General features: G+C 70.7%; 12 protein-coding genes. All 12 read right to left on the bottom strand.

The window, feature by feature from the left end; translation table 11 throughout:
- Nucleotides 1-2: 2 nt before the first annotated feature.
- The 12 genes from AC1DMS_RS05070 to AC1DMS_RS05015 are packed head-to-tail and all read right to left on the bottom strand — an operon-like array spanning nucleotide 3 to nucleotide 23519.
- Nucleotides 3-935, bottom strand: coding sequence for a hypothetical protein (locus tag AC1DMS_RS05070; RefSeq protein ID WP_478180726.1), 933 nt, complete (start codon nucleotides 933-935; stop codon nucleotides 3-5).
- Nucleotides 932-2020 (bottom strand): glycosyltransferase, encoded by a 1089-nt coding sequence (locus AC1DMS_RS05065; protein ID WP_012748292.1) that lies wholly within the window; start codon nucleotides 2018-2020, stop codon nucleotides 932-934. Before AC1DMS_RS05065 ends, AC1DMS_RS05070 begins: the two co-directional genes overlap by 4 nt.
- Nucleotides 2021-2028: 8 nt before the next feature.
- Nucleotides 2029-3357 carry a hypothetical protein gene (locus AC1DMS_RS05060; protein ID WP_412511230.1) on the bottom strand — a complete coding sequence of 443 codons (1329 nt, stop codon included), beginning with the start codon at nucleotides 3355-3357 and terminating at the stop codon, nucleotides 2029-2031.
- A gap of 48 nt (nucleotides 3358-3405) precedes the next feature.
- Nucleotides 3406-4386 carry a GDP-L-fucose synthase family protein gene (locus tag AC1DMS_RS05055; protein WP_012748290.1) on the bottom strand — a complete coding sequence of 327 codons (981 nt, stop codon included), beginning with the start codon at nucleotides 4384-4386 and terminating at the stop codon, nucleotides 3406-3408.
- Between the two features lie 48 nt (nucleotides 4387-4434).
- Nucleotides 4435-5097 (bottom strand): sugar transferase, encoded by a 663-nt coding sequence (locus AC1DMS_RS05050; RefSeq protein WP_012748289.1) that lies wholly within the window; start codon nucleotides 5095-5097, stop codon nucleotides 4435-4437.
- Complete coding sequence (locus AC1DMS_RS05045) at nucleotides 5094-7388, bottom strand: polysaccharide biosynthesis tyrosine autokinase (RefSeq protein WP_012748288.1); 2295 nt, start codon at nucleotides 7386-7388, stop codon at nucleotides 5094-5096. The genes AC1DMS_RS05050 and AC1DMS_RS05045 overlap by 4 nt, the downstream gene beginning before the upstream one ends.
- 45 nt (nucleotides 7389-7433) lie before the next feature.
- On the bottom strand, nucleotides 7434-8612 hold the full coding sequence (locus AC1DMS_RS05040) for a polysaccharide biosynthesis/export family protein (RefSeq protein ID WP_278876631.1): 1179 nt from the start codon (nucleotides 8610-8612) through the stop codon (nucleotides 7434-7436).
- Nucleotides 8613-8643: 31 nt separating this feature from the next.
- A complete protein-coding gene (locus tag AC1DMS_RS05035) occupies nucleotides 8644-9531 on the bottom strand; it encodes an alpha/beta hydrolase family protein (RefSeq protein ID WP_012748286.1) in 888 nt (295 codons plus the stop codon).
- A 43-nt stretch (nucleotides 9532-9574) separates the two neighbouring features.
- Nucleotides 9575-10393 (bottom strand): serine aminopeptidase domain-containing protein, encoded by an 819-nt coding sequence (locus AC1DMS_RS05030; protein WP_012748285.1) that lies wholly within the window; start codon nucleotides 10391-10393, stop codon nucleotides 9575-9577.
- Complete coding sequence (locus AC1DMS_RS05025; protein ID WP_478180725.1) at nucleotides 10390-11151, bottom strand: 4'-phosphopantetheinyl transferase family protein; 762 nt, start codon at nucleotides 11149-11151, stop codon at nucleotides 10390-10392. The genes AC1DMS_RS05030 and AC1DMS_RS05025 overlap by 4 nt, the downstream gene beginning before the upstream one ends.
- A gap of 6 nt (nucleotides 11152-11157) precedes the next feature.
- Nucleotides 11158-16164 carry an amino acid adenylation domain-containing protein gene (locus tag AC1DMS_RS05020; RefSeq protein ID WP_478180724.1) on the bottom strand — a complete coding sequence of 1669 codons (5007 nt, stop codon included), beginning with the start codon at nucleotides 16162-16164 and terminating at the stop codon, nucleotides 11158-11160.
- Nucleotides 16161-23519, bottom strand: a complete 7359-nt coding sequence (locus tag AC1DMS_RS05015) for an amino acid adenylation domain-containing protein (protein WP_478180723.1) — start codon at nucleotides 23517-23519, stop codon at nucleotides 16161-16163. The genes AC1DMS_RS05020 and AC1DMS_RS05015 overlap by 4 nt, the downstream gene beginning before the upstream one ends.
- Nucleotides 23520-23603: the final 84 nt, after the last annotated feature.

The following is a 23603-nucleotide window of genomic DNA, read 5'->3' as shown; positions in this document are numbered from 1 at the left end:
GGTCAGGGCCGGGGCGCCGTCGCATTGCGGACCAGCGCGACGTGCGCGGGAAGAAACTGGAAGTCGTCGTCCAGCGGCAGGTCGAGCGTGAAGAGCCCGCCGCGGGCGTTCGCCTGCGCGATCCAGCCGCGCACCTGGGCGGCCGTGAAGCGCGGCGGCGTCGGCTGGCCCCAGGAGGCGCCGAGCGGCGTCAGCAGATGGAACTTCAGCTCCGAGCGCGGTGCGTTCAGCTGCGCGGGAGGCTGCATGAATTCGCCGGCCATCAGGTTCTGGCAGGGCGCGGCCTTGGCGCTGAAGCGCGCCGGGCCCTCGCCGGCATTGAAGGCCAGCCAGCGGTCGGGCGCGCCGCTGCGCGCCGCGGCGCACAGCGCATCCCAGCCGGACGGCGAGATGCCCCGCGTGTTGTAGACGCCGTCGAACCACCAGCCCCTGGCCAGTGCGCCATAGTGCTGCGACCAGTCGCGGATCACCGCGGTCCATGCAGCGATGAAATCGGCCGGCGGCGGCTTCTGCTCGGAGATGTCGCCCAGGCAATTCATCAGCTCGGGGTCTGCCTGCGGCGCGCGAAACGGCAGGTAGAGCACCAGGGCGATGCCGCGGCTGCGCAGCGCGCGGCCGATCTCCAGCGGCAGGTCGCGCGGCGGCCGGTCCGCGACGCTGTGCGGGCACAGCGCCTCGAGCGCCGCATTCGGCGCGATGTACTGGCCGTTGTTCTGCCCGAGCGTCAGGATGAGATGGGAGGCGCGCATCTGCGCGAGCGATGCCGCAAACGCTTCGACGTCGAAGCGGGCGGCATCGGCGATCGACTGCCTGTCGGGCAGGTAGTGCACCATCACGCCAAAGCCGCTGTCCGCCGCTGCCGCAGTTGCCGCGCAGGCGGCAGCGAGCAGCCCCGCCGCGAGCAGCTGCCGAAGAGCGCCTGCAGTGCGTGTCATTGCATGGCTCCGGCCAGCGAGACGGCCTCGCGCTTGAGCATGAGATAGCGCCTGGCCACCGCGCCGGGCGCGCAGGCTTCGGCATGCAGCCAGGGCGGCTGCGTGTCCCGGTGCTCGTCCAGGTACCGCGCCAGCCGGCCCATGTCGCATGGCTCGCTGCCGATCAGGAAGGCGTAGCCGCCGAACAGCTCGCGGTGCACCGGAATGTCCGAGAGCAGCAGCGGCACGCCCAGGGTGGCGGCTTCGGCGGCCGAGAGGTTGAAGCCCTCGAAGGCCGACAGCGAGATGAAGGCCGTGGCGCCGCAATAAAGCCGCGTCAGGTCCTGGCGCGAGACCAGCCCGCGGTGCCGCACGCAGTTGCCGAGCTCGGGTGCCATGCTGGCGACCATCCGTTTCACCTCGGCCGCGCCGTTGCCCGTGATGTCGAGCCAGTCGACCAGCCCCTCGCGCTTCATGCGCTCGAAGAGCTTCAGCGCGGCGCCGAAATTCTTGTGCGGGTAGTAGTGGTAGGACGCGATCAGGTAGCGCTCGCCCACGGGCGGCTCGCGGGACGCACTGGCCGAGCCGGCCGCGCGCGTGGCCTCCACCGGGTTGAAGATGACGCTCGCGTGCTCGCAGCATCCGAAGTACCGCTCGAAATCCTGCTGGCTGCTCCTGCTGATGAACACCACGTCGGCTGCGCTGCGGGCCACGCGCCTGAGGTTCCAGTCGAGCCACAGGCGCTTGGTGCGGCTGAAGTACGCGGGGTAGTAGCGGTACTGCAGGTCGTGGACGATCACGATCGAATCCCGGTGGCGCCCGAACAGCGTGAACGGCAGGAAGTAGTTGGGAAACAGCGAGAACACCCGCTCGCCCGATACCAGCGCCTGCAGCCGGTGGTAGTTGTAGAGCAGTATCTCGACCAGGAACCGGCTGATGCGCAGGCGCCGTGCCACCGCGAAGAGGCGCGGATGCCGTTCGCTGGCCGGCTGGATGTGGTCGCCCTTGCACAGGCGCATCCTGCGCAGCAGCAGGTCCGACACGTTCAGCACGCCGCCCGCGCCGCGGTTCAGGCGGATCGTGTCGTAGAACAGGTACTTGTACATGCTGGACCTCAGGCTGCGCGCGCGGCGTAGCGCGCCGCGCGGCGCACCGGGCGGAAGCGCGAACTCAGCAGGCCGGCGAGCAGCGCCGCAATCAGCCCCGATGCCGCGAACGGCCCCCAGCCGAGGATCGGCCCGCGCAGGAACGGCACGTAGGCGGCCAGCAGCACCAGCGCGCACAGATAGCTGCCGGACAGCGCGGCGCGCGGATCCACCATCCTGTCCAGCACCCGGAAGCCGGCCGAGATCGCAAGGCCGAACATCACGGGCCCGGCCAGCCCGAAGTCGAAGTACGCCGTGGTGAAGGGCGGCAGCGACAGGTTGGACTGCGAGAAGTTGCCCAGGATGGCGGGCCACCCCAGCGGATCGAAGTCCGGAAACAGCTTCAGGTCGCGCGGCAGGATGAACGAGAACGCCGACAGCAGGTAGCGCCCCCATCCGAGCTCGGGCTCGGATGCGCGCTCCAGGATGCCGGCCACGACGTACATCGCGTCGAAGTCCGGGCTGAAGGGAAAGGTGGCGAGCGTCTCGCCCCAGAAGCTGCCGCGCGACACCAGGTTGAGCACCGGGCCCAGCCCGGCGATGGCGCCGAAGATCAGCAGGGCCAGCATCCAGCGCCGGCCCCGGCCGAAGAGATGGATGAAAAGAGGCAGCAGGCCGATCAGCAGGACCTGCCGCGCCGTGTTGACCGGGTTCGCGGCGAAGGCAGCCATTGCCAGCGAAAGGCCCGCGGCGCACCACGCCCAGAGCGTGCCGCGGCGCATGGCATGGATCGCCAGCGCCACGAAGCAGACCAGCACGATCAGCTTGGGCAGCGTCGAATAGACGATGTAGTCGACCGGCAGGTTTTCCTCGGTCCCCGGCATGCCGCGCGCGATGAAGTTCAGGTCGGGGCGGATGAACAGCGAGCCGAAGGCCGAGACCGCGCCGCTCAGCAGCAGCAGCGCCGGGTGGGCCACGCCGGCCACCGGCAGCTCGGGCGCCGCCGCGCGCGCGCGCGCCGGCGCCGGTGCCGTTGCGTCAGGCAGGCCCAGCCGGGCTGCTTCGACACCCGCCATGTACAGCAGCAGCAGCGTGAGCGCCTGCATGTGCGCCACCGGGCCGATCACCCCCGTGTCCCAGAACGAGACGTCGGCGGCGATCTGCATCGCCGGTGCCACGGAGAAGTAGGTCAGGATCGTGGCGTAGTGGATCAGCAGGAAGACGCTGGCCCCCGGCGTGCGGAGCATCGACAGCTGGACCAGCGACAGCGCGCACACCGCCGCATAGCCCCAGGCCGGCTCGAGCAAGCCGCACAGGAAGGCGATGGCGATGCCTGACCAGAAGGAGAGCGCTCTCATGGGAGGCCTTGTGCTTGTTTGTTGTTGCGTGCGGGAGCCGGCGCGGGCTCAGGCGTGCGCCAGTTCCTGCGCGGCGGGCTGCAGCGACTTCTGGTAGTCCGCATAGGTGCGCTGCAAGCCCTCGGCCAGCGACACCGTGGGGTGCCATCCGATGGCGGCGGCGCACGACACGTCGAGCAGCTTTCTGGGCGCGCCGTCCGGCCGCGAGGGATCGAAGCGGATGCGGCCCCGGTAGCCCACGACCTCGCCGACCAGCCGCGCCAGCTCGGCGATCGTCTGGTCCTCGCCCATGCCCAGGTTGATGTGGGCGCACATCGGCGTGGTGTGCTGCTCGTAGCCCGCGCGGCTCAGGCCCATCACGGTGGTGCAGCCTTCGGCCATGTCGTCCACGTAGAGGAACTCGCGCCTGGCCTGGCCCGTGCCCCAGATCAGCACCTCGGGCGCATTGGTGGTCTTGGCAAGGTGGAAGCGCCGGATCAGCGCCGGCACCACGTGGCTGTTCTCGGCGTGGTAGTTGTCGCCGGGGCCGTACAGGTTGCACGGCATCACGCTGCGGTAGTCGATGCCGTGCGAGGCGCCGTACTGGCGGTTGTAGCTCTCGCACAGCTTGATGCCGGCGATCTTGGCGATGGCATAGGGCTCGTTGGTGGGCTCGAGCTGGCCGCCCAGCAGCGCGTCCTCGCGGATCGGCTGCTCGGTGATCCGTGGATAGATGCAGCTGGAGCCGAGGAACAGCAGGCGCTTGACGTTCGCAAGGAAGGCCTGGTGCGTGACATTGGCGGCGATCAGCAGGTTCTGGTAGATGAACTCCGCCGGATAGGTCATGTTGGCGTGGATGCCGCCGACCTTCGCTGCCGCCAGGTACACCTGGTCGACGCGCTCGGTGGCGAAGAAACGGCGAACGGCCTCCTGGTCGAGCAGATCGAGTTCCTCGTGGCTGCGCGTGACGACCTCGTGCCCGAGGCTGCCCAGGCGCTTCACGAGCGACTGCCCCACCATGCCGCGATGACCAGCAACGTAGATACGCATATGTTCTTTCGGTTAAAGGTTGAGGGTTGAGGGTTGAGGATGTGGCGCCTAGCGCGAGCCGCGTGCCCCGGCCACCACGAGAAAGGTCTTCAGGAGAATTGCGATGTCCTGGCGGATCGAGAGGGTGGCGACGTAGTCCGCATCCATCGCCGCGCGGCGCCGGTAGCTGATCTCGTTGCGCCCGCTCACCTGCCACAGCCCGGTGATGCCGGGCCGCACGGCGCAGTAGCTGCTCCAATAGACGCCGTACAGCTCCTTCTGGGCGAACATGCAGGGCCTCGGGCCGACCACGCTCATGTCGCCCTTGAGCACGTTCCAGAACTGGGGCAGCTCGTCCAGGCTGTACTTGCGCAGCACCGCGCCGAAGCGCGTGATGCGCGGATCACGGTCCAGCTTCTGGTACATCTCCCATTGCCGCCGGGCCGCCTCGTTGCCGCGCAGGTAGCGTTCCAGCACGGCGTCGGCATCGGGCACCATGGTGCGGAACTTGTAGAAGCTGAAGACGCGCCCGTCCCGGCCGTAGCGCGGCTGCTTGTAGATGCCGGGCTTGCCGGAAGTCAGCAGCACGCCGATCCAGACCAGCGCGAACGCCCACCCCAGCAGAAGGAAGAAGCCGCCTGCCAGCAGCACGTCCACGGCCCGCTTGGTGCCCATCAGCAGCCGTGAATTGCCAGGCGAATGGACGGCGGCATCCGATCGCAGTGTGTTCATGATGCGGCGCTCGCACGGGCAGGTTGGGGAAGCTCGGCCACCGCGCTCGGGTACTCGTGCACCCGCGGCTGGTAGCCGCCGTAGCGGTAGGCCAGCTTGCCGTAGTAGCGGCGGCTGGTGTCCATCGCGTTCAGCACCACGCCCTGGAACTGCGAGCCGGAATGCCGCAGCTGGTTCGCGCTTTCCGACAGGTCGCCCAGTTCGTTGTCCCCGGCGCGCGCCACCATCAGCAGCGTGCCCATCCAGGGCGCCAGCTCGGCGGTCTCGGAAGCCAGCAGCATCGGCGGCGTGTCCACGATCACCACGTCGTAGTGTTCCGAGGCTTTTTCGAGAACCTCGGCAAAGGCGTCGCTCGTCAGGAGCGCGCTCGGGTCCGAGGGCAGCGCCCCGGTGGTCATCACGTCCAGGTGCCCGAGCACGCCCGTGTGGACGGCGTTCTGGAATTCGATCGAGCCGCGGATCAGTTCCGACAGGCCGCCGCGGCGCTTCAGCCCGAACATGCTTGCCAGGCTGCTGCGCCGCAGGTCGGCGTCGATCAGCAGCACGCGGCGGCCGGTCGAGGCGAGCACGGCCGCCAGGTTGCCCGCCACGAAGGTCTTGCCCGCACCCGGCGTGGCGCTGGAGATCATGACGCGGTTGTTCGACGCCTTGGGCATGGCGAACTTCAGCGCGGTGCGCAGCCGCCGCAGCCCCTCCAGCGCCGGGTCGTTCGGATGCTGCGCCGCCAGCAGGTGCACGCCGGGCTTGGCGTGGCGAATGGCGCGGTCGAGCAGGGGCTGGTTCGTGCTGAGCGTCACGGTGCTGTAGACGTCCAGGCCCGTGTGGGTCTCGATCTCGGCCGGGCTGGCGATGGTCTTGCGCCACGACCTGCGCAGGAACGCCGAGCCCGCCCCGAACGAAAGGCCCGCGATCAGCGCGATGCCCATGACGATCGAGGGCTTGGGCCGGATCGGCTTTTCCGGGAGCAGCGCCTGGTCGAGCACGCGCACGTTGCCGATGCGGCCTTCCTTGGCCAGGCGCATCTGCAGCGAGCTGTTGAGCAGCGACACGTACAGGTCGGTGTTGACCTTGATGTCCCGCTGCATGCGCAGCGAGTTCTGCTGCAGCATGGGCATGCGGCGGATGCGCTGCTCCACGGTGCCCATCGCCTTCTTGAGCGAGGCGATCTGCGCGTCGACGGTCATCACGCTCGGGTCCCTGGACGTGAAGCGCTCGGAGAGCTCGATGCGCTTTTGCGTGGCATCGAACAGCTTCGTCTGCAGTTCCAGGTTCTGCGACAGCGCGTTGCGCGCCTCGTCGTCCAGGCTGATGGTTCCGTTCTGGTTGCGGTACTGGTTGTAGATTTCCTCGGACTGCTCCAGCTGCAGCTTGAGCTTGGGCAGCTCGGTGCCCAGGAAGTTGAGGGCGCGCTGCGCCTGGGCCGTCTTCTGGTCGATGTTCACGCGCACGTAGAGCTGCGCGACCTCATTGAGCAGGTTGGCCAGCTGCGTCCGGTTGCCGTCGCGCCAGCTCACTTCCACGACCGACGACTGCTTGCCCTTCTCGATCACGCGCAGCTCGCGCTGCAGGTCGAGCAGCACCAGCTGCTTGGACTGGCGCACCAGCTCGAAGGCCGCGCCGGGCAGGCCCGAGATCGAGCCGACCAGCAGGTGGATCGGGCCGAGCGGGGTCTGCGCGTCGAGCGGCACGCCGACGGTGCCGGCGATCGGCTTGTCCAGCTTGGGGTGGGTCAGCGTGTAGCTGCCGTTCGCGCCCGCGGTCAGCAGGAAGCGCTTGCCTTCGAGATCCACCGGCACGTCCATCTGCGCGACCACGATCTGCTCCTTGCCGCTCACGTAGCCCGACAGGCCCGCGAAGCCCGGCTCGGAGAGCGCCTTGGCGTGGCGCGCCAGCCAGGCGCCGACGATCGGCACGTACAGCGGCTGCGCCTCGATGTAGAGCTTGGTGTTCTCGATCGCCTGCTCGAGCACCAGGCGCGACTTGAGGATCTCGGCCTCGCCCGCGGTCGGCGTCTTGGCGTTGAGCGCGTTGCTCGCGGAGTCGCCGACCAGCGTGCCGCCCGAGCGGTCCGGGTCCTCGACCTGGATCAGCACGTTGGCCTCGTACACGCGCGGCCCGAACATGGCGTAGGCCGCGCCCAGCAGCAGCGCGACAGCGGTGATGCCCGCGATCCTCCACCGGTTGTCCAGCAGCAGGTCGACATGCTCCCTGAGCCTGGAAGGAGGGTTGTCGGATGCCGCGGCATCGGGGACCGAGGGAGCGGGGAGTGCAGGTTGCCAGTGCGCATTCATGGGGATCACCTTTGTGTGTTGCCTGGACGGGTTGGGGGCGCGGCTTCAGCGGCGGCTGGTGGTGCCGCCGAGGTTCACGACCTGCGCGGCGGGAAGGATCAGGCTGATCACGCGGTTCCAGCGCGCCAGCGGCACGGGGTCGATGTAGACCACGTCGCGCGGCTGCAGCTCGAAGCGGTCGGCCAGCGCCAGCGCCACCGGGTTCTTCGCATCGAGGTGGAACACCTCGGGCACGTCGCCGCTCGAATTGCGCACCACGTAGATCTGGTCGGTCGACGCGGTCTGCAGCGCCGGGCCGCCCGCATCGCCCAGCGCCTCGTTCAGGCTCAGGCGGCCGTCGCGCATCGTCAGGGCCGTCGGGCGCTGGATCTCGCCCATCACGTAGATGCGGCTGTCGTCGCGGCTGCCCACGTTCACGATGTCGCCGTTCTGCAGCGGGATGCGGGTCGGGTCGAGCCCCAGGCGCCGAAGCAGCGGCAGGTCGATCACCATCGTGCGCTCCCCGCGCGTCAGGGTCACGCGCGAACGGTCGCCCGCCTGCGTGATGCTGCCGGCGCGGTTGATGGCCTCGGCCAGCGTCATCGGCACGTCGGTGAAGATCTGCAGGCCCGGCGTGCGGACCTCGCCCTCCACATAGACGCGCCGGCTGCGGAACGACTGGATCCTGACGCTCACGAGCGGATCCTTGACGAAGGGCGAGATCTTGCTGGAGATCATCTCGGCGGCGGACCTCTCCGTCATGCCCTCGATCCTGGTGCGGCCGATGTAGGGAAAGCTGATCTCGCCCTCGGCATCGACGATGAAGCCGGGCGCCACGCTCACCCCGGTCGGGTCCGTCTGCTGCGAGATGACCGCGCCCGCGGTGGGCATCAGCTCGGGATGGCGGTAGACCACGATGCCGACCACGTCGCCCGGGGCGATCGTGTACGCCGGCGCCTTGCCGAACAGCTGCCGCACATCGGCCGGCAGCGCGGCGGGGTTGCGCGTTGCCATCGTGCGGATCAGCTCGGGCGTGATGGAGACGATCTTCGGCTCGCCCTTCGCGTCGCCGCTCGAGCGGTAGGCGCCCCAGTTGCCGCTGTCGGGCGGACCGAATCCCGGAACCCCGCATCCGGCCAGGCACAGCGGCAGCAGCAGCAGTGCCGCCGATCGGATGCGGGGGCGGGTGCGGGCGGGAACGGCGCGGGCGATGCGCAAGGAACTGGCCGGAGCGGGGTGTGCCATGGGGTGTGTCCTTTCTTCCTGGGGAATCGGTTCACTGCGGGACGTAGGCGCCGTGCTCGGGGCGCTCCACGACGGGTGCGAGCGGGCTCGGGCTGGTGCTGGGGCTGCGGCGTTCCGGGCCGGCGCCGATGGCGCAGGCGGCCACCCAGCCGCCGACGGAGCGCAGGAACAGCTGCTGTCCCCGCGCCGTGCACAGCGTGTGGTCGGCTTCGCGCATGAATTCGTACTGCACGGCCTGCGCGAACGGCTCGCTGCGGAACGGGCCGAGCTGGTCGCGGTCGTGGTCGCAGACATGCAGCGAGCCCGAATAGAGCAGCTGCACCGCCACCTTGCGCTCGACCAGGCGCCGCATGGTGGCGCCGAACCACACGGCGTTGACCTCGGGCGGCTTGCGTTCGGCGAAGAAGCCGGGCAGCGGCTTGGTCGAATGGCTGGGCAGCAGGTGGCGCTGCAGCCAGCGCTTGGCCTTGCCCGCGAACGACGGATGCGCAGGCGCCGCCAGCGCGCGCCGCAGCGTGCGTTCCCAGCGCGAGCGCCGGTCCGGAAAGGCGAAGCCGTCGAACAGCGAGAGCGCCACCACGCGCGTGTCCGTCGCGGCCGCGGTCATGGCGTGCTCCACGCCCGAGCACATGCCCACGATCGCGAACTTGCGGATGCCCAGCATGTTCTCGAGAAGGTCCATGCCGGCGCGCAGGTCGCGCACCGCGCGGGCCTGCAGGTCGGACGAGGCGTCGGACGCGTCGCTGTCCCCCACGCCGCCAAGGTCGAAGCGCAGGCTGCTCACGCCGCGCGCGGCCAGCACGTGCGCCAGCTTCACGTTGATGCGGCGCGGCCCGACCCGGTGGTTGGCGCCCATGTTGAGCATCAGGCAGGCGACGTCGGCCGGCGCCCGGTACATGGGAATGGTGATCATGCCCATCAGTGCGTCTCCTGGTCCGAAGCGGACGGGGCATTGCGTCATGTCATTCATGGAGGGCCCCCTGCAGGCGGTTGAGCGCGTCGGCCGGAACCATGGCGCTGTTGGGATAGGGATCGGCGGTCCAGTCGAGCCGGTGCTGGAAGTAGGCGAGCCGCACCGGCATGTGGCGCGACTGCTGCTCGGCCGCCCACTGCGCCGTGTGCTGGTCGTCGGGCGAGGTCAGCACCAGCGTGTCGTGCAGGGCCGTGAGCGGCAGCGATTCGGGCGCCAGCGCGCCGAGCTGCGTGCGCAGCGCGGGCGACAGCACGGTGCCCAGCGCTTCCTCGGGCAGCGCGTCGGGGTCCTGCGCAAGGTTGCGGCGCCAGACCAGGTCCGGAATGCAGAAGGTCGTGTCGATGGCCGCCACATGCTGCTCGCGCAGGTGGCGCGCATAGCGCCGGCCGTCGATCACCGGCTCCCACAGCACGAGCCGCGCCGGGTCGCAGCGCCCGTTGCGCGCCGCCAGCACGGCCAGGGTGGCGCCGAGCCGCGCGCCGACCCAGACGATGCGGCTCCCCGGGGCCCTGCGGCGCAGCTCCTCGTGGGCCGAGCACAGGTCGCGGCGCCAGCCGTCGAGCTCTCCTTCGCTCTCATCGCCAGGCGAGTCGCCCGCGCCGTGGAAGTCGAAGCGCAAGGTGGCGATGCCCGAGCGCGCGAGGCGCTCGGCCAGCACCTTGAAGAAGCGGTGGGTCCGCAGGCCCTCCTGGCCGAAGGGCGGGCACACGAGCACCGCGGTACTGCCGTGCCGTCCGTCGCCGGCGGCATGAAACACACCGAAGATCTGGCGCGACGCCGGTCCGAACATGAAGGGGTGTGCGTTCATTGCGGCACCCTTTGCGCTGCGCGCCTTTCCGCCGAGCGGGAGCGGGTGCAGGTCTGCGCCGCGAAGCTCGGCATGACGGCGCGCACGTGGGTCTGCCGCCATTCCGCAATCGCTCCCACGCTGTCCACGCGCAGCGGCGCGGGCTGCAGCACGAGCCACAGGATGCGGCCGGCCACGGGCACTTCCACGCTCCGGCAGTCCGGCTCCAGCCCCACCTCGAAGCGCTCGGTCGGCACGATCAGCCCAAGGCCGATGGCCTTGAGGCAGGCTTCCTTGCGCGTCCAGCAGGTCAGGAAGCCATGCTCGCGCTCGGCGGCGGGCAGGGCCAGCAGCGCCTCGCTCTCGCTGTCCGTGAAATGCTGCGCGGCCAGCGCGAGCGCGTCGGGAATCGGCCGCAGCAGCTCGACGTCGGCCCCCAGCGGACCGCGCTCGCCGATGGCGAGCAGTCCCAGCCCCAGGCTGTGGCTCAGCGAGAACCGCAGCCGCGGCCAGCCCGACAGCGAAGGCTTGCCGAATGCGCTGCGGGTGAAGCGCAGCGCCTCGGGGCGTTCGCCCGTCTGCGCGGCCAGCGCGCAGCGCAGCGCGGCATGCGCGGCCACGAAGCGCTGCCGGTCGGCCGCGAACCGGAACTGCGCGGCGCGCTCCAGTTCCTCGTCGGAGAGGAGCCGCTCGGCCTCGGGGCCGGGTTCGCCGTCCAGTTCGAGATACCGGCAGACCGGTGCATCGACGGAAGTCAGGGAGAAAGCTGCGGAGACCATGATGAATCACTCCTTGCGCAGCCAGCTGCCGAAGGCGCGGCTCAGCAGGCCGTCGCTGCGCGCCGTGCCCTTCAGGTTGCCGAGCGGCAGTTTTCCGAGATCCGAGAGCTCCGCGTCCTCCGCGGCCTGCTGCGCGGACGAGGCGATCTGCCCGAGGTTCTCGAACAGGTAGCGGCGCGGCTGCACGCGGTAGCCCAGCGTCTTCTCGGCCTGCTGGATCGCGCGCAGCACCAGCAGCGAATCTCCGCCGAGGTCGAAGAAGTTGTCGCTCGAGCGGATGTCGTTGACGTCGATCCCGATCACCGAGGCCCAGATCTGCGCGAGCCGCGCGTGTTCGGGGATCAGGATGCTGCCTTCCTCCGCGGCCGCGGCACCGGCCGGCGCATCCACCGGCGCCGCGGCCCTGAGCGGATCGACGGCCGCGAGCCTGCGCAGGTAGGCGGCGCTCGCGGAGCCTTCTTCGCTCGCGAGCTCGGCCAGCGAGGCCTCGGGACGTTCGGCCACTTTCTGCAGCAGCTCGAGATAGCGGTCGCGCAGTTGCGCCCCGGTCTCGCGCAGATAGATGTCGGCGTTGTAGATCAGCGCGCCTTCCAGCCCGTGCGGCTTGTCCATCAGCCACACGCCGATGTCGTCGGTGGCGCCGCGCTGCATCAGGTGCAGCTGCCGCGTCTGCAGGCTGCCGAGCCGGCGCGCACGGTCGCGCGCATCCTGGAACGAGAACATCGCCTGGTAGGGCCCCACGGCGCGGATGCGCGCGGCCAGCGCGGGCTCCGCCATGAGGCGCTCGAACGGCACCTGCTGGTAGTTCATGAGCGAGAGCAGCTCGCGCTTCACGTAGCGCATGAACTCCGCGAGCGGCTGCTGCAGGCCGACCTGCAGCGACACCGGCAGCACGTTGTTGAAGAAGCCGATCACGTCCTCGGTTTCGGGCTGCTGGCGGCCGCGCACCGGGTTGGCGATGACGATGGTCTCGGAGCCGATGATGCTGCTCATCGCAAAGGCATACACGCCGAAGGTCAGCATGCTGAGCGTCACGTCCATGTCGCGCGCCACCTTGCGCAGCTGCTGCGTGGTGGCCAGGTCGACGCGGATCCAGTGGGCGCCGCCCTGGCCGCTCTTGCCGGCGCGCCGCGGCATGTCGGTGTTGGGCTGGCGCGGCATCGGCGCGCTCGCAAAGCGCTTGAGCCAGAAGTCGAGCTGGTCCTGGAACGAGGGCTCCTTCATCCAGTGGGCCAGCCACTCGGCATAGTCGCCCTGCGTGGTGGCGATGGGCGCCAGCCCGTGCGGCCGGCCGCGCTCGGCCGCGTCGTAGATGGCGGAGAGTTCGCGCTGCAGCAGGTCGAAGGACCAGCCGTCCCAGATCAGGTGGTGCGGCACGAAGACGAACACATGCTCGTGCACGTCGAGCTGGAACACCGCCGCATGCAGCATCGGCGCGCGGTGGATGTCGATCGGCCGGTCGGCGAGCTCCTGCATGCGTTCGGCCAGCTCGGCCTCGCGCTGGTCGGCCGGCAGGTCGCGCAGGTCGACGAAGGGCAGCGAGAAATCCACCGCTTCCGCGATCAGCTGGACCGGCTGGCCGGTGTGCGGATCGGTCCCCATGCGGGTGCGCATGGCGGGCTGGCGGCGGATGATTTCCTTGAACGCGGCCTCGAAGCGCTCGGCATCGAAGACGCCGGTCAGGCGCTGCGCCGCGGGCGCGTTGTAGACCGAGCGGTCCGGGTGCAGGTCTTCCATGAAGCGGATGCGCTCCTGCGCGGGCGTGAGCGGCGCCGTCTTGCGGTCGATGCGGCAGGGCAGCGGCGCCTGCGCGCCGGCGCCCACGCGCTGCAGGCCCTCGACCACGGCGGCCAGCTTCTCGGCCGTGGGCGCCTCGAACAGCGAGCGCAGCGGCAGCGTGATCTGGAACTCGCGGCTCAGCAGCGTGGTCAGGCGCGAGGCCAGGAGCGAATGCCCGCCCATCGTGAAGAAGTCGTCGCGCATGTCCAGGCCCGGCAGGCTCAGCACCTTTTCCATGGTGGCGAGCACCTTGCGTTCGCTTTCGGTGCGCGGGCCGGCGCCGCGCCGCGCCTCGTCGCGCGACACCGCCTGCGGCGCGGGCAGCGAGACCCGGTCGACCTTGCCGTTGGGCAGCGTGGGCAGCGCGTCCAGCGCCACCACGTGCTGCGGCAGCATGAAGGCCGGCAGGCTCTCGCGCAGGTGCGCCATCAGCACGTCCAGCTCGAAGTCGACGCCCGGCGTCAGCGCCAGGTAGGCCACCAGCCGGACATCGCCCGGGCTGTCTTCGCGCGCCACCACCACGCAGCGCGAGACGCCGGCCACCTCGCAGCAGCGCGCCTCGATCTCGCCGGGCTCGATGCGGTAGCCCCGCACCTTGAGCTGGAAGTCGAGCCGGCCCAGGTGCTCGATGAGCCCGTCGTTGCGCCAGCGGCCGCGGTCGCCGGTGCGGTACACCGTCTTGGCGCTGCCGAAGATGCGCGCGGCAACGAAGCGCTCGGCCGTGAGTTCGGGGCGGTCGATGTAGCCCAGCGCCAGGCCGTCGCCCGCGATGCAGATCTCGCCCGGCACGCCGATCGGGCAGGGCTGCAGGTCGCCGTCGAGGATCCAGATCTCGGTGTTGTCGACGGGGTGGCCGATCGACACGCCGCGCGAGGCGACGACGTCCGGCCGCACCAGCCAGGCCGTGGAATACACGGTGGTCTCGGTCGGCCCGTAGCCATTCCAGAACTCGTCCATGCGCTCGCACAGCGCGAACGCCATGCTGGGCCGCAGCGGCTCGCCGCCGGTCCAGCCGCGGAAGCCGGGCGCGCCGGGCCACTGGGCATCGAGCAGCAGCTGCCACATGCCGGGCGTGGCCTGCAGGAAGGTGATGCGCTCTTCCTTGAGCAGCCGGCACAGGCGGTTGCCGTCCATGGCCACCTCGCGCTGCACCATGACGATCTCGGAGCCGCCCGACAGCGGCAGCAGCAGCTCCGGCACCGCCATGTCGAAGGACAGGGTGGTCACCGCGGCGATCCGGTCGTTCGGGCTCAGGGCCGATTTGCGCTGCATCCACTGCAGCAGCACCACCACCGAGTGGTGCCGCGCGCACACGCCCTTGGGCAGGCCGGTGGAGCCCGAGGTGTAGATCACGTAGGCGCCGTCGTCGGGGCCGGCATCGTCGCCGCTCGGCGGCAGCGGCTCGCCGCTTTCCTGCTGCCAGGCGCTGTGGCGGTCGATCTCGAACACCCGCTCGGCCGCGTCGGCGCGCCAGTTGCGCGGCGCCACCGCGATGTCCGACGAAGTCAGCAGCAGGCAGAGCCCGGCGTCCTTGGCGTAGTGCTCGAGCCGTGCCTGCGGAAACCCGGGATCGAGCGGCACGTAGGCCGCGCCCGCCTTGAGCACCGCCACCAGCGCGGTGACCATCTCGATGCTGCGTTCCAGGCACAGCCCCACGCGCTCGCCGCGGCGAACGCCGCGTGCGCGCAGCGCCCGCGCCAGGCGGTTGGACTCGGCATCGAGCTCGGCATAGCTGCAGACCCGCGCACCGTCGCGCACCGCGGGGCGCTCGGGCTGCAGCGGCACGCGCGCCAGGAAGCGGGCCAGCGCATGCGGCGCGCTCTCCAGCGGCGTGCGCGGCGGCTGCAGCGCGATCAATTCGTGCGCGGCCTCGGCCGACAGCACCTCGAGCCGGCCGACCGTCTCGCCGGGGTTGCGCACGGCAGAGCGCAGCACGCATTCGAAGATGTCGAGCCAGCGCTGCACCGTGGCCTCGTCGAACAGGTCGGTGTTGTACTGCGTCTCGATCTGCAGCCCGCCGTCGAGCGGACGCAGGTTCAGGAAGAGTTCGAAGTTCTCGTACTGGCGCGCGATCGTGTCCTGCGCGACTTCGAGGCCCGGGAAGGTCTGCGCGCTGCTTGCCACGTCGGGGTCGACGTTGAACGCCACGCTCACCAGCGGCAGCCGGCTCGGGTCGCGCTGCAGCGACAGCTTGCCCAGCAGGGCGCCATAGGTGAGCGCCTGGTGCTCGAAGGCGTCGAGCACCGTGGTGCTGCATTCGCTCAGCAGGGCATCGAAGCGAAGCTGGGCATGGACCGCCACGCGCAGCGGCAGCAGGTTCACGCAGTGGCCCACCAGGCCGGGCATGTCGCGAGCGACCTGGCCCGACGCCGGAATGCCCACCACGATGTCGTCCTGCCCCGTGAGCCGGTGCAGCGTGGCGACGAAGCCGCTGAACAGGCCCGCGAACAGGCTGGCGCCGGTCTTCGCGCTCATGGAGCGCAGGCTGCTCACGAGGCGGCGGTCGAGCAGGCGCTCGGTGCGCCGCGAATGGAAGGTGCGCACGGCGGGCCGCGGATGGTCCACCGGCAGGTCGAGCACCGGCAGGGTGCCGCCCGCGAAGCGCTCCAGCCAGTAGTCCACGTGCGGCTGCATGTCGGGATGTGCGGCCTCGGCGGCTTCCTCGGCGGCGAATTCCGCATAGCTGGGCGCGGGCTTCAGCGGCTGCCCGCTGCCGGCCTGCTCGGCGTAGAGATGGCCGAGCTGCTCGCTGATGACCATCCAGGACCAGCCGTCGCACACCACGTGGTGGGCCGACATCACGAGCTCATGCTCGGCATCGCCGAGCCGCAAGAGCACCGCGCGGAACAGCGGGCCGTGCTCCAGCGCGAAGGGCGTGCAGACCGCGTCGTCATGCGCGGCCTTCAGCGCCAGCGCCCGGGCCTCGGGCAGGAGGCCGCTCAGGTCCTGCTGCTCCAGCATGCCTTCGCCGGGCCGGCTGACCAGCATGCAGCTGCCGTCCGGCGAGATGGTGGCGCGCAGCGCCTGGTGCCGTTCGACCAGCTGCGCCACGGCACGCGCCATGGCGCCGGTGTCCAGCGGCCCGCGCAGGCGCAGCAGCACCGATTCGTTGTAGGCCAGCGAGGCGTCGGTGCTCATCGACGCGCCGAGCCAGATCTCGCGCTGCGACTCGGTTGTCGGTATGACGCATTCGATGAGGCCGCCGGTGGCGGCGGGGCGGAGAACGGCGTTCATGCTGCGGCCTTTCCATTGATGAGGGAGGTGGGGCTCGCGGCGTCGGGCACGTACCAGAAGGGCTGGCCGTCGACGTCGCGGGCGAGGACGGAGCCGTCTTCTTCGCAGCGCTTGCGGTAGTCGAAACCCGTGATCACCGTCGCGCGGCGCGGCAGGAAGCCCGATTCCTGCATCTCGGCCACCGACTCCTTGAAGACGCGCTGGATGGTGGCGATGTCCTCGGCGCTGTGCGCGCTGGTGAGGAAGCAGGGGAAGTTGTCCAGGATGTGCACGCCGCGGCTGCGCATCATGGCGAACAGCAGGTCCTGCAGTGGATGCTCCTCGAGCCAGCTCACGCGCCAGAGCGAGGCGAACTGGCGGATCGCGATCGGCGCGCCCACCTCGGCGCACCAGGCCGTGAGTTCGTCGGCCATGGCGGCGGTGCTGCCCGTGAGGCCCGCCTGCAGCGAGGGGCCGGCTTCCTTCAAGTGCGTGAGCGAGGCCTTGGCCGCGGCCAGCGCGAGCGGGTGCCGCACGAAGGTGCCGGCAAAGTAGGTCACGCCCACGCCCGGGATCGAGTCGTCGCCGTACTGCCAGGCGCCGCCGTCGAGCGCGTCCATGAAGGCCCGCTTGCCGGCGATCACGCCCACCGGAAAGCCGCCGCCGATCACCTTGCCGTAGGTGGCAAGGTCGGCGCGCACGCCGAACAGTTCCTGCGCGCCGCCCAGGCCGACGCGAAAGCCCGTGATGACCTCGTCGAAGATGAAGCAGGTGCCGCTCTTCTCGGTGATGGCGCGCACCTCCTGCAGGAACTCGCGCGGCTGGAAGTCGGGCCGGCGGCTTTGCACCGGCTCGGCCAGCACCGCGGCCAGGTCGTCGGCGTTCTCGCGGATGAAGGCCAGCGCCTCCGCCGTGCCGTAGTCCAGCACGCGGATGTCGCCGAACATGCCGCTCATCACGCCCGGAGCCGCAGACAAGCCCTTGCCGCCCTTGCCCGCGCGCACCAGCACCTCGTCGAAGGTGCCGTGGTAGGAGCCGGTGAACACCACCACGGTGCTGCGTCCGGTGACCGTGCGCGCAATGCGCAGCGCGGCCATCACGGCTTCGGAGCCGGTGTTGCACAGGGCGGCGCGGTCGCAGCCCGTGAGCTCGCAGATGAGGGCGGTGACCTCGGCCGCCAGCGGATGCTGCGGGCCGATCTCGTAGCCTGCGTCGAGCTGCTTGCGCACCGCTTCCTGCACGAAGTCGGGCTGCCAGCCGAACATGTTCATGCCGAAGCCGTTGAGCGCATCGACGTATTCGTTGCCGTCCAGGTCCCAGAGCCTGGAGCCCTTGGAGCGCTCGATCACGATCTGGTAGGTGATCTCCTTGGTCAGCGGCCGGAAGCCGTTGACCACGCGCGGATCGGCCATGTGCGGGCGGTTGGCCTGCGTGAACTGCTTGCTCTTTTGCGTGCGCTCCACATAGCGCCGCATGAAGGCCGCAAGCCGCGCCTTCTGCCGGCCGCTCGGCTCGGCGGTGCGCTGGGTGTGGATGCGCGCGATGGCGCCGAAGGCCTTGGTGACGTCGTAGCGCTGCGGCTCCCTGGCCGGGGCGGGTTCGTCGGCGGCGGGCTGCGCCGCCACGGCCGCGGTGCTTGCGGCGGCAGCCGGCATGGCGGACGCAACGGGCAGCGTCTCGATGGCCGCGCCCGACAGCAGCGCGAGCTGGCGCCGCATCAGTTCCATCTGCTGCGCGACCAGCTGGACGATCGGCCCGCTGCCGATGTCGCCGCCCGCGGCCGGCACGGTCACCCCGGGGAGGAACGCGGCCGGCGGCTGCGCGGCCGCTGCCTGCACCTGCGCGGCCACCGCCAGCGGCACCGCGGCAGCGGAGGCCGGCGCGGCCGCAACCACGGGCTCGGGCGGCAGGCTCTCGCGCAGGAAGGCGGACAGGCTGTCGAAGCTGCGGTAGTTCTCCATCAGCTGGCGAAAGCTCAGGTTCACCTTGAAGCGCTTCTTGATCTGCGTGGCGACCTGTGTCAGCGTGAGCGAATCCAGGCCCAGCTCGCCGAAGGCGGCGTGTCCCTCGGCCTGCATCATGTCGATGCCGGAGATGTCCTCGAACAGGGACCGCAGCCGCGTGTCCATGGATTCGGTGGGCGCAGCAAGGGCGGGGGACGCGGGAGAAGAGGGAAGTGGCGGGGGCACTGCAGCTGTCACGGTCGGCTCCAAGAAGGTGGGTGGAACGGAGAGCGCGGGCGTGGATGGGGCAACGGGCAGCAGGGCCGGCGGCGAAACCGGCGAAGGGATGGCCGGGCTCGCCGCGGCCGCTGCGATGTCGACCCAGAAACGCTTGCGTTCGAAGGGGTAGGTGGGCAGGCGCACGCGCTGTGCGCCGGTGCGAACGGAAAGGCGCGACAGCTCCACGTCCGCGCCGCAGGTCCAGAGGCGGGCCAGCGCCAGGCGCAGCGTGCGGGCCTCGTCGGCGGGCTCGCCGTGCAGCAGCGGCATCACTTCGGCCGCGCCGTGCTGGCGCACCAGCGTGGCCAGTGTGTTGCGGGGCCCCACCTCGATGAAGAGCGGGCGCGCCGCCTGCGCCATGGCGCTGCGCACGGCGGGCGAGAACTGCACGGTGCTGCGCAGGTGGCGGGCCCAGTAGGCGGGGCTGGTGGCCTCGGCCTCTTCGAGCAGGCGGCCCGTGAGCGTCGAGAAGATCGGCACCGTGGGCGCATGCAGCGCCACCTCGCCGACCAGTGCCTGGAAGGGCGCGACGGCGCCATCCATCATCGAGGAATGGAAGGCGTGCGAGGTCTGCAGCTGGCGGCTCGCGATGTCTTCTTCCTGCAGCGAGGCGCGCAGCGTTTCGATCGCGTCGAACGGGCCGGCCACCACGCAGGCCGTGGGTCCGTTGTCCGCGGCCAGCGAGAGTAGCGGGCCGAGCCGGGCCGAGAGTTCGGCCGCGCCCAGGCGCACCGACAGCATCGCGCCCGCGGGCTGCGCCTGCATGAGCGCGCCGCGGCGGGCCACCAGCCGGGCCGCGTCTTCCAGCCGCATCACGCCGGCGATCACCGCGGCCACGAATTCGCCCACGCTGTGGCCGATCAGCGCATGCGGCCGCACGCCCAGCGAGAGCAGCCGGCGCGCCAGCGCGTACTCGATGGCGAAGATCGCGGGCTGCGTGACGGCGGTGGGCAGCAGCGCCTGCGGATCGTCGCCGAACATGCGCTCGCGCAGGTCGAAGTCCACCGCGCTGCCGAAGGCCTTCAGGCAGGTGTCGAAGGCGGCTGCGAACACCGGATCGTTGGCGTGCAGGATCTTGCCCATGCCGGTGTACTGCGCGCCCTGGCCCGGGAACATCAGCACCGGCTGCGGCGCGCGCGCATCGACGCGGCCGCTGGCGCGCCACGGGTTGTCGCCCGCGCGCAGCGCGGCCACGGCCTGCGCCGCATCGCCGGCCACCACCGCGCGGCGGAAGGCATGCGCCTTGCGGCCGACGCTCAGCGTGTACGCCACATCGGCCAGCGGCACGCCGGGCGTCGCGTCGAGGTGTGCGGCCAGCTGTTCCGTGGCCACCGCCAGCGCGGCCTCCGAGCGGGCCGAGATCGGCAGCACCTGCGGCCCCGCGGCGCTGGCCGTGGCAGGCCGCGCGGGCGCTTCCTCCAGGATGATGTGCGCGTTGGTGCCGCCCACGCCGAAGGCGCTGACGCCGGCGCGCCGCGGCTGGCCGGTGCGCGGCCAGGCCTGCAGGCTGCCGCTCACGTAGAAGGGCGTGCGCGCGAAGTCGATCGCCGGGTTGGGTGCGCTGAAGTGCGCGGTCGGCGGAATCGCCTCGTGGTGCAGCGAGAGCGCGGCCTTGATGAGGCCGGCGGCCCCGGCGGCCGTCACCATGTGGCCGACATTGCTCTTGAGCGAGCCGAGCGTGCAGTAGCCCAGCGCGCCGGTGTGCTCGGCATAGGCGCAGGTCAGTGCCTCGACCTCGACCGGGTCGCCCATCGGCGTGGCGGTGCCGTGCGCCTCCACGTAGGAGATGCTGCGCGCGTCCACGTTGGCTGCCGCCAGCGCCGCGCGGATCACCGCGGCCTGGCCGTCCACGCTGGGCGCAGTGAAGCTGGCCTTGGTGCCGCCGTCGTTGTTGACGCAGGCGCTGCGCAGCACTGCGTAGATGGTGTCGCCGTCGGCCTGCGCGTCGGCCAGGCGCTTGAGCAGCACCACCGCGGCGCCGTCGCTGAAGACCGTGCCCTGGGCCTGCGCGTCGAAGCTGCGCGTGTGCCCGTCGGGCGAGAGCATCGAGCCTTCCTGGTACAGGTAGCCGCTGCGCGGCGGGCAGGTGACGGACGCGCCGCCGGCCAGCGCCATGTAGCACTGGCCGGTGCGCAGTGCGTGGAAGGCATGGGCCACGGCCACCAGCGAGGTCGAGCAGGCGGTATGGATGCTCACCGCCGGCCCCGTCAGGTTGAGCCGGTTGGCCACGCGCGTGGTGATGTAGTCCTTCTCGTTGGCCAGCATCACCTGGAACTCGCCCACCGCTTCGATGAGGTCGGGCCGCGTGGCGACGTGGCGCTGGAAGTAGCTGGCGTTGTACATGCCGGCATACACGCCCACCGGGCCCGGCGCCGCATCGGGCACGTAGCCCGCGCGTTCCAGGCATTCCCAGCAGATCTCCAGGAACACGCGCTGCTGCGGGTCCATCAGCGCGGCGTCCTTCGGGCCGATGCCGAAGAAGGCGGCGTCGAAGTTCTCGATGCCCTCGATCACGCCGCGGGCCCGCACGTAGGCCGGGTCCTTGCGCAGCGCGTCGCTCACGCCGGCATCGAGCGTGTCGTCGTCGAAGAAGCTGATGGTGTCGCGGCCGGCAACGAGGTTCTCCCAGAACTGCTCGACATCGGCCGCACCCGGAAAGCGCCCGGCGGTGGCGATCAGCGCAATCGCATCCGACATGTGGGCGTCGGGCTCGGCGGGCTGCTGTTGCTGTTGCTCGTGCACTGTGCGCGGCGCGGCGGAGGATGCGGGCGCCGCATCGCCGGCGGCGGCCGTCTCCAGCTCGGCCGCGATGGCGCTCGGCGTCGGATGGCGGAAGAAGAGATTGGTCGACAGCGGCTGCGCGCTGTCCTGCTGCAGTTCGGCCAGCACCTGCAGCACGCGCAGCGAATCGCCGCCCAGGTCGAAGAAGTTGTCGTTGCGCCCGACCTTCTCGATGTGCAGCGCGCGGGCGAAGGCTTCGCACACGCGCTGCTCGGCGGCGCTGCGCGCTTCCTCGAAGGGCTGCGCCAGATCGGGCCGCTCGGCCGCCGGTTCGGGCAGCGCGCGGCGGTCGAGCTTGCCGTTGGGCGTGACCGGCAGCTGCGCGAGCCAGACCTGCGCGGAGGGCAGCAGCGCCGCGGGCAGGCGCGCGGCCAGGTGCGCGCGCAGCGCATCCCACGAGAGCTTGTGCGAGCGTGCGACGAGGTAGGCCACCAGGCGCAGCTGCCCATCGGCGTCGGGCCGCGCATCGACGGCGCAGGCCTGGATCGCGGGATGCGAGAGGATGGCCGTCTCGACCTCGCCGGTCTCGATGCGGTGGCCGTGGATCTTGACCTGGCCGTCGCGCCGGCCGATGAATTCGATGGTGCCGTCGGGCAGCCAGCGCGCGAGGTCGCCGGTGCGGTAGAGGCGATCGCCGGGCGCGCCGAACGGATCGGGCACGAAGCGCTCTTCGGTCAATTGCGGCTGCCGCAGGTAGCCGCGCGCGAGCCCATGGCCACCGATGCACAGCTCGCCCACCAGGCCGCTAGGCAGCAGCTCCATCGAAGGGCTCAGCACGCGCAGCACGGTGTCCTTGATCGGCCGGCCGAGCGGCACCGAGCGCAGGTCGGCGGGCAGCGCCGCCGGAATGCGGTGGGTGGCCGCGAAGGTGGTGCATTCGGTCGGCCCGTAGCCGTTGCTGAGCGCCAGCGCGGGCAGCGCGGCCAGCGCGCGCCGCACGTGCGGCACCGAGAGCGCTTCGCCGCCGGTGATGAGATGCCGCAGGCCCGAAAGATGCGCCGGGTCGTCATCGATCACCGCGTTGAACAGCGCCGCCGTGAGCCAGGCGGTGTGCACCTGGTGGCGCGCGATGGTGCCGGCCAGGCCCGCGCCCGTGGGCACGCGCTCGCCATGCACCACGCAGCAGCCGCCGTTGAGCAGCGGGCCCCAGATCTCGAAGGTGGCGGCATCGAAGCCCAGCGGCGCGGCGTGCAGCACGCTGCGGCCCGGCGCCAGCTGCGCATAGTCGATGCCGACGACCAGCCGCAGGATCGCGCGGTGGCAGATCTCGATGCCCTTGGGCGTGCCCGTGGAGCCCGAGGTGTACATCACGTAGGCCACCGATTCGCCGTCGATGGCGGGAGCGCTCCAGGGCGCGGGTTCGGTGTCCTCGGCCTCGTCGAGCAGCAGCAGCGCACGGGAGGCGGGCACCAGGTGGCGCAGCGCCGAGGTGCTGACCACCTGCTGCGCGTTCGCCTGCTCGAGCATGAAGGCGATGCGCTCGGGCGGGAAATCCGTCGGCACCGGCACATAGGCCGCGCCGGCCTTGAGCACGCCCAGTTGCGCCACCACGGCCTCGATCGACCTGTCGAGCACCAGCCCCACGTTGTCGCCCGCACGCACGCCCAGGTGCTGCAGGCGCTGCGCGAGCTGGCCGGACTGGCGCTCCAGTTCGCCGTAGCTCATCTGCGCATCCCCCTGCGCGAGCGCCATGGCATCGGGCGCGGCCGCGGCCTGGCGCGCGAACAGGCCCACCACGGTGAGGCTCGGGTCAAGGGGAGCGGGGGGCGTGTTCCAGTCGGCGAGCTGGCGCGCGCGGTCGGCGGCGGGCAGGGTGCGGATCTCGCGGAGCGGGCATTCGGGCCGCTCGAGCAGATCGGCGGCGGTGTCGGCAATGGCTGCCAGCAGCTGCTGCACCGATGCCGCGTCCAGCAGGCTTGCCGCGGCACTGGCGTGAAGGCGCGGCGTATCCGATGCGGTGGTGCTCAGCCAGAGGAGGAGGGGGGCCTGGACGCCGTCGACGCCGGGTTCGCTGCGCAGCCAGAGAACTTTCGGCGATGGCTCCAGCGAGCCTGCCGAGCCCGCGGTAGCCGCCTGGCGCCGTTCCTGGTCGAGCGAGGCCAGCCAGGTGCGGGCCGATTCGGACGGATCCGGCTGCTGTTCGCCGAGCCAGCGCGCCTGGAGCAGGAGCCACGCCGCCGCAAAGGGGGTGTCGGGCAGCTGGCCGGTGGCGCCGAGCCATTGCGTCCAGCGCCGCGTGCCCTGCTCCCCGAGCGCCACCGAGTCCTGGACCCGTTCGTCCGGCCTGTCCGAATTGAGGCGCGAAACGAACAGATCATCCAACGAAAGTCGGGGGGGCGCGGATGGCGCCGGATCGGCTATTTGAATTTTCATAGAAAAAACGAAAAAAAGAATGCATGCAATAGATGGGATTCATGAATTGGCAATTGGCCAATAAAAATTCATTAGTACGTTAGT

The sequence above is a fragment of the Variovorax sp. 05T418 genome, assembly GCF_056396385.1.
This window is presented reverse-complemented; position numbering and strand designations above follow the sequence as displayed.

Excerpts from the sequence above, each read along its gene's own strand:
- AC1DMS_RS05070 (WP_478180726.1), bottom strand. The coding sequence starts at position 935 with ATGACACGCACTGCAGGCGCTCTTCGGCAGCTGCTCGCGGCGGGGCTG.
- AC1DMS_RS05065 (WP_012748292.1), bottom strand. The coding sequence starts at position 2,020 with ATGTACAAGTACCTGTTCTACGACACGATCCGCCTGAACCGCGGCGCG.
- AC1DMS_RS05060 (WP_412511230.1), bottom strand. The coding sequence starts at position 3,357 with ATGAGAGCGCTCTCCTTCTGGTCAGGCATCGCCATCGCCTTCCTGTGC.
- AC1DMS_RS05055 (WP_012748290.1), bottom strand. The coding sequence starts at position 4,386 with ATGCGTATCTACGTTGCTGGTCATCGCGGCATGGTGGGGCAGTCGCTC.
- AC1DMS_RS05050 (WP_012748289.1), bottom strand. The coding sequence starts at position 5,097 with ATGAACACACTGCGATCGGATGCCGCCGTCCATTCGCCTGGCAATTCA.
- AC1DMS_RS05045 (WP_012748288.1), bottom strand. The coding sequence starts at position 7,388 with ATGAATGCGCACTGGCAACCTGCACTCCCCGCTCCCTCGGTCCCCGAT.
- AC1DMS_RS05040 (WP_278876631.1), bottom strand. The coding sequence starts at position 8,612 with ATGGCACACCCCGCTCCGGCCAGTTCCTTGCGCATCGCCCGCGCCGTT.
- AC1DMS_RS05035 (WP_012748286.1), bottom strand. The coding sequence starts at position 9,531 with ATGGGCATGATCACCATTCCCATGTACCGGGCGCCGGCCGACGTCGCC.
- AC1DMS_RS05030 (WP_012748285.1), bottom strand. The coding sequence starts at position 10,393 with ATGAACGCACACCCCTTCATGTTCGGACCGGCGTCGCGCCAGATCTTC.
- AC1DMS_RS05025 (WP_478180725.1), bottom strand. The coding sequence starts at position 11,151 with ATGGTCTCCGCAGCTTTCTCCCTGACTTCCGTCGATGCACCGGTCTGC.
- AC1DMS_RS05020 (WP_478180724.1), bottom strand. The coding sequence starts at position 16,164 with ATGAACGCCGTTCTCCGCCCCGCCGCCACCGGCGGCCTCATCGAATGC.
- AC1DMS_RS05015 (WP_478180723.1), bottom strand. The coding sequence starts at position 23,519 with ATGAAAATTCAAATAGCCGATCCGGCGCCATCCGCGCCCCCCCGACTT.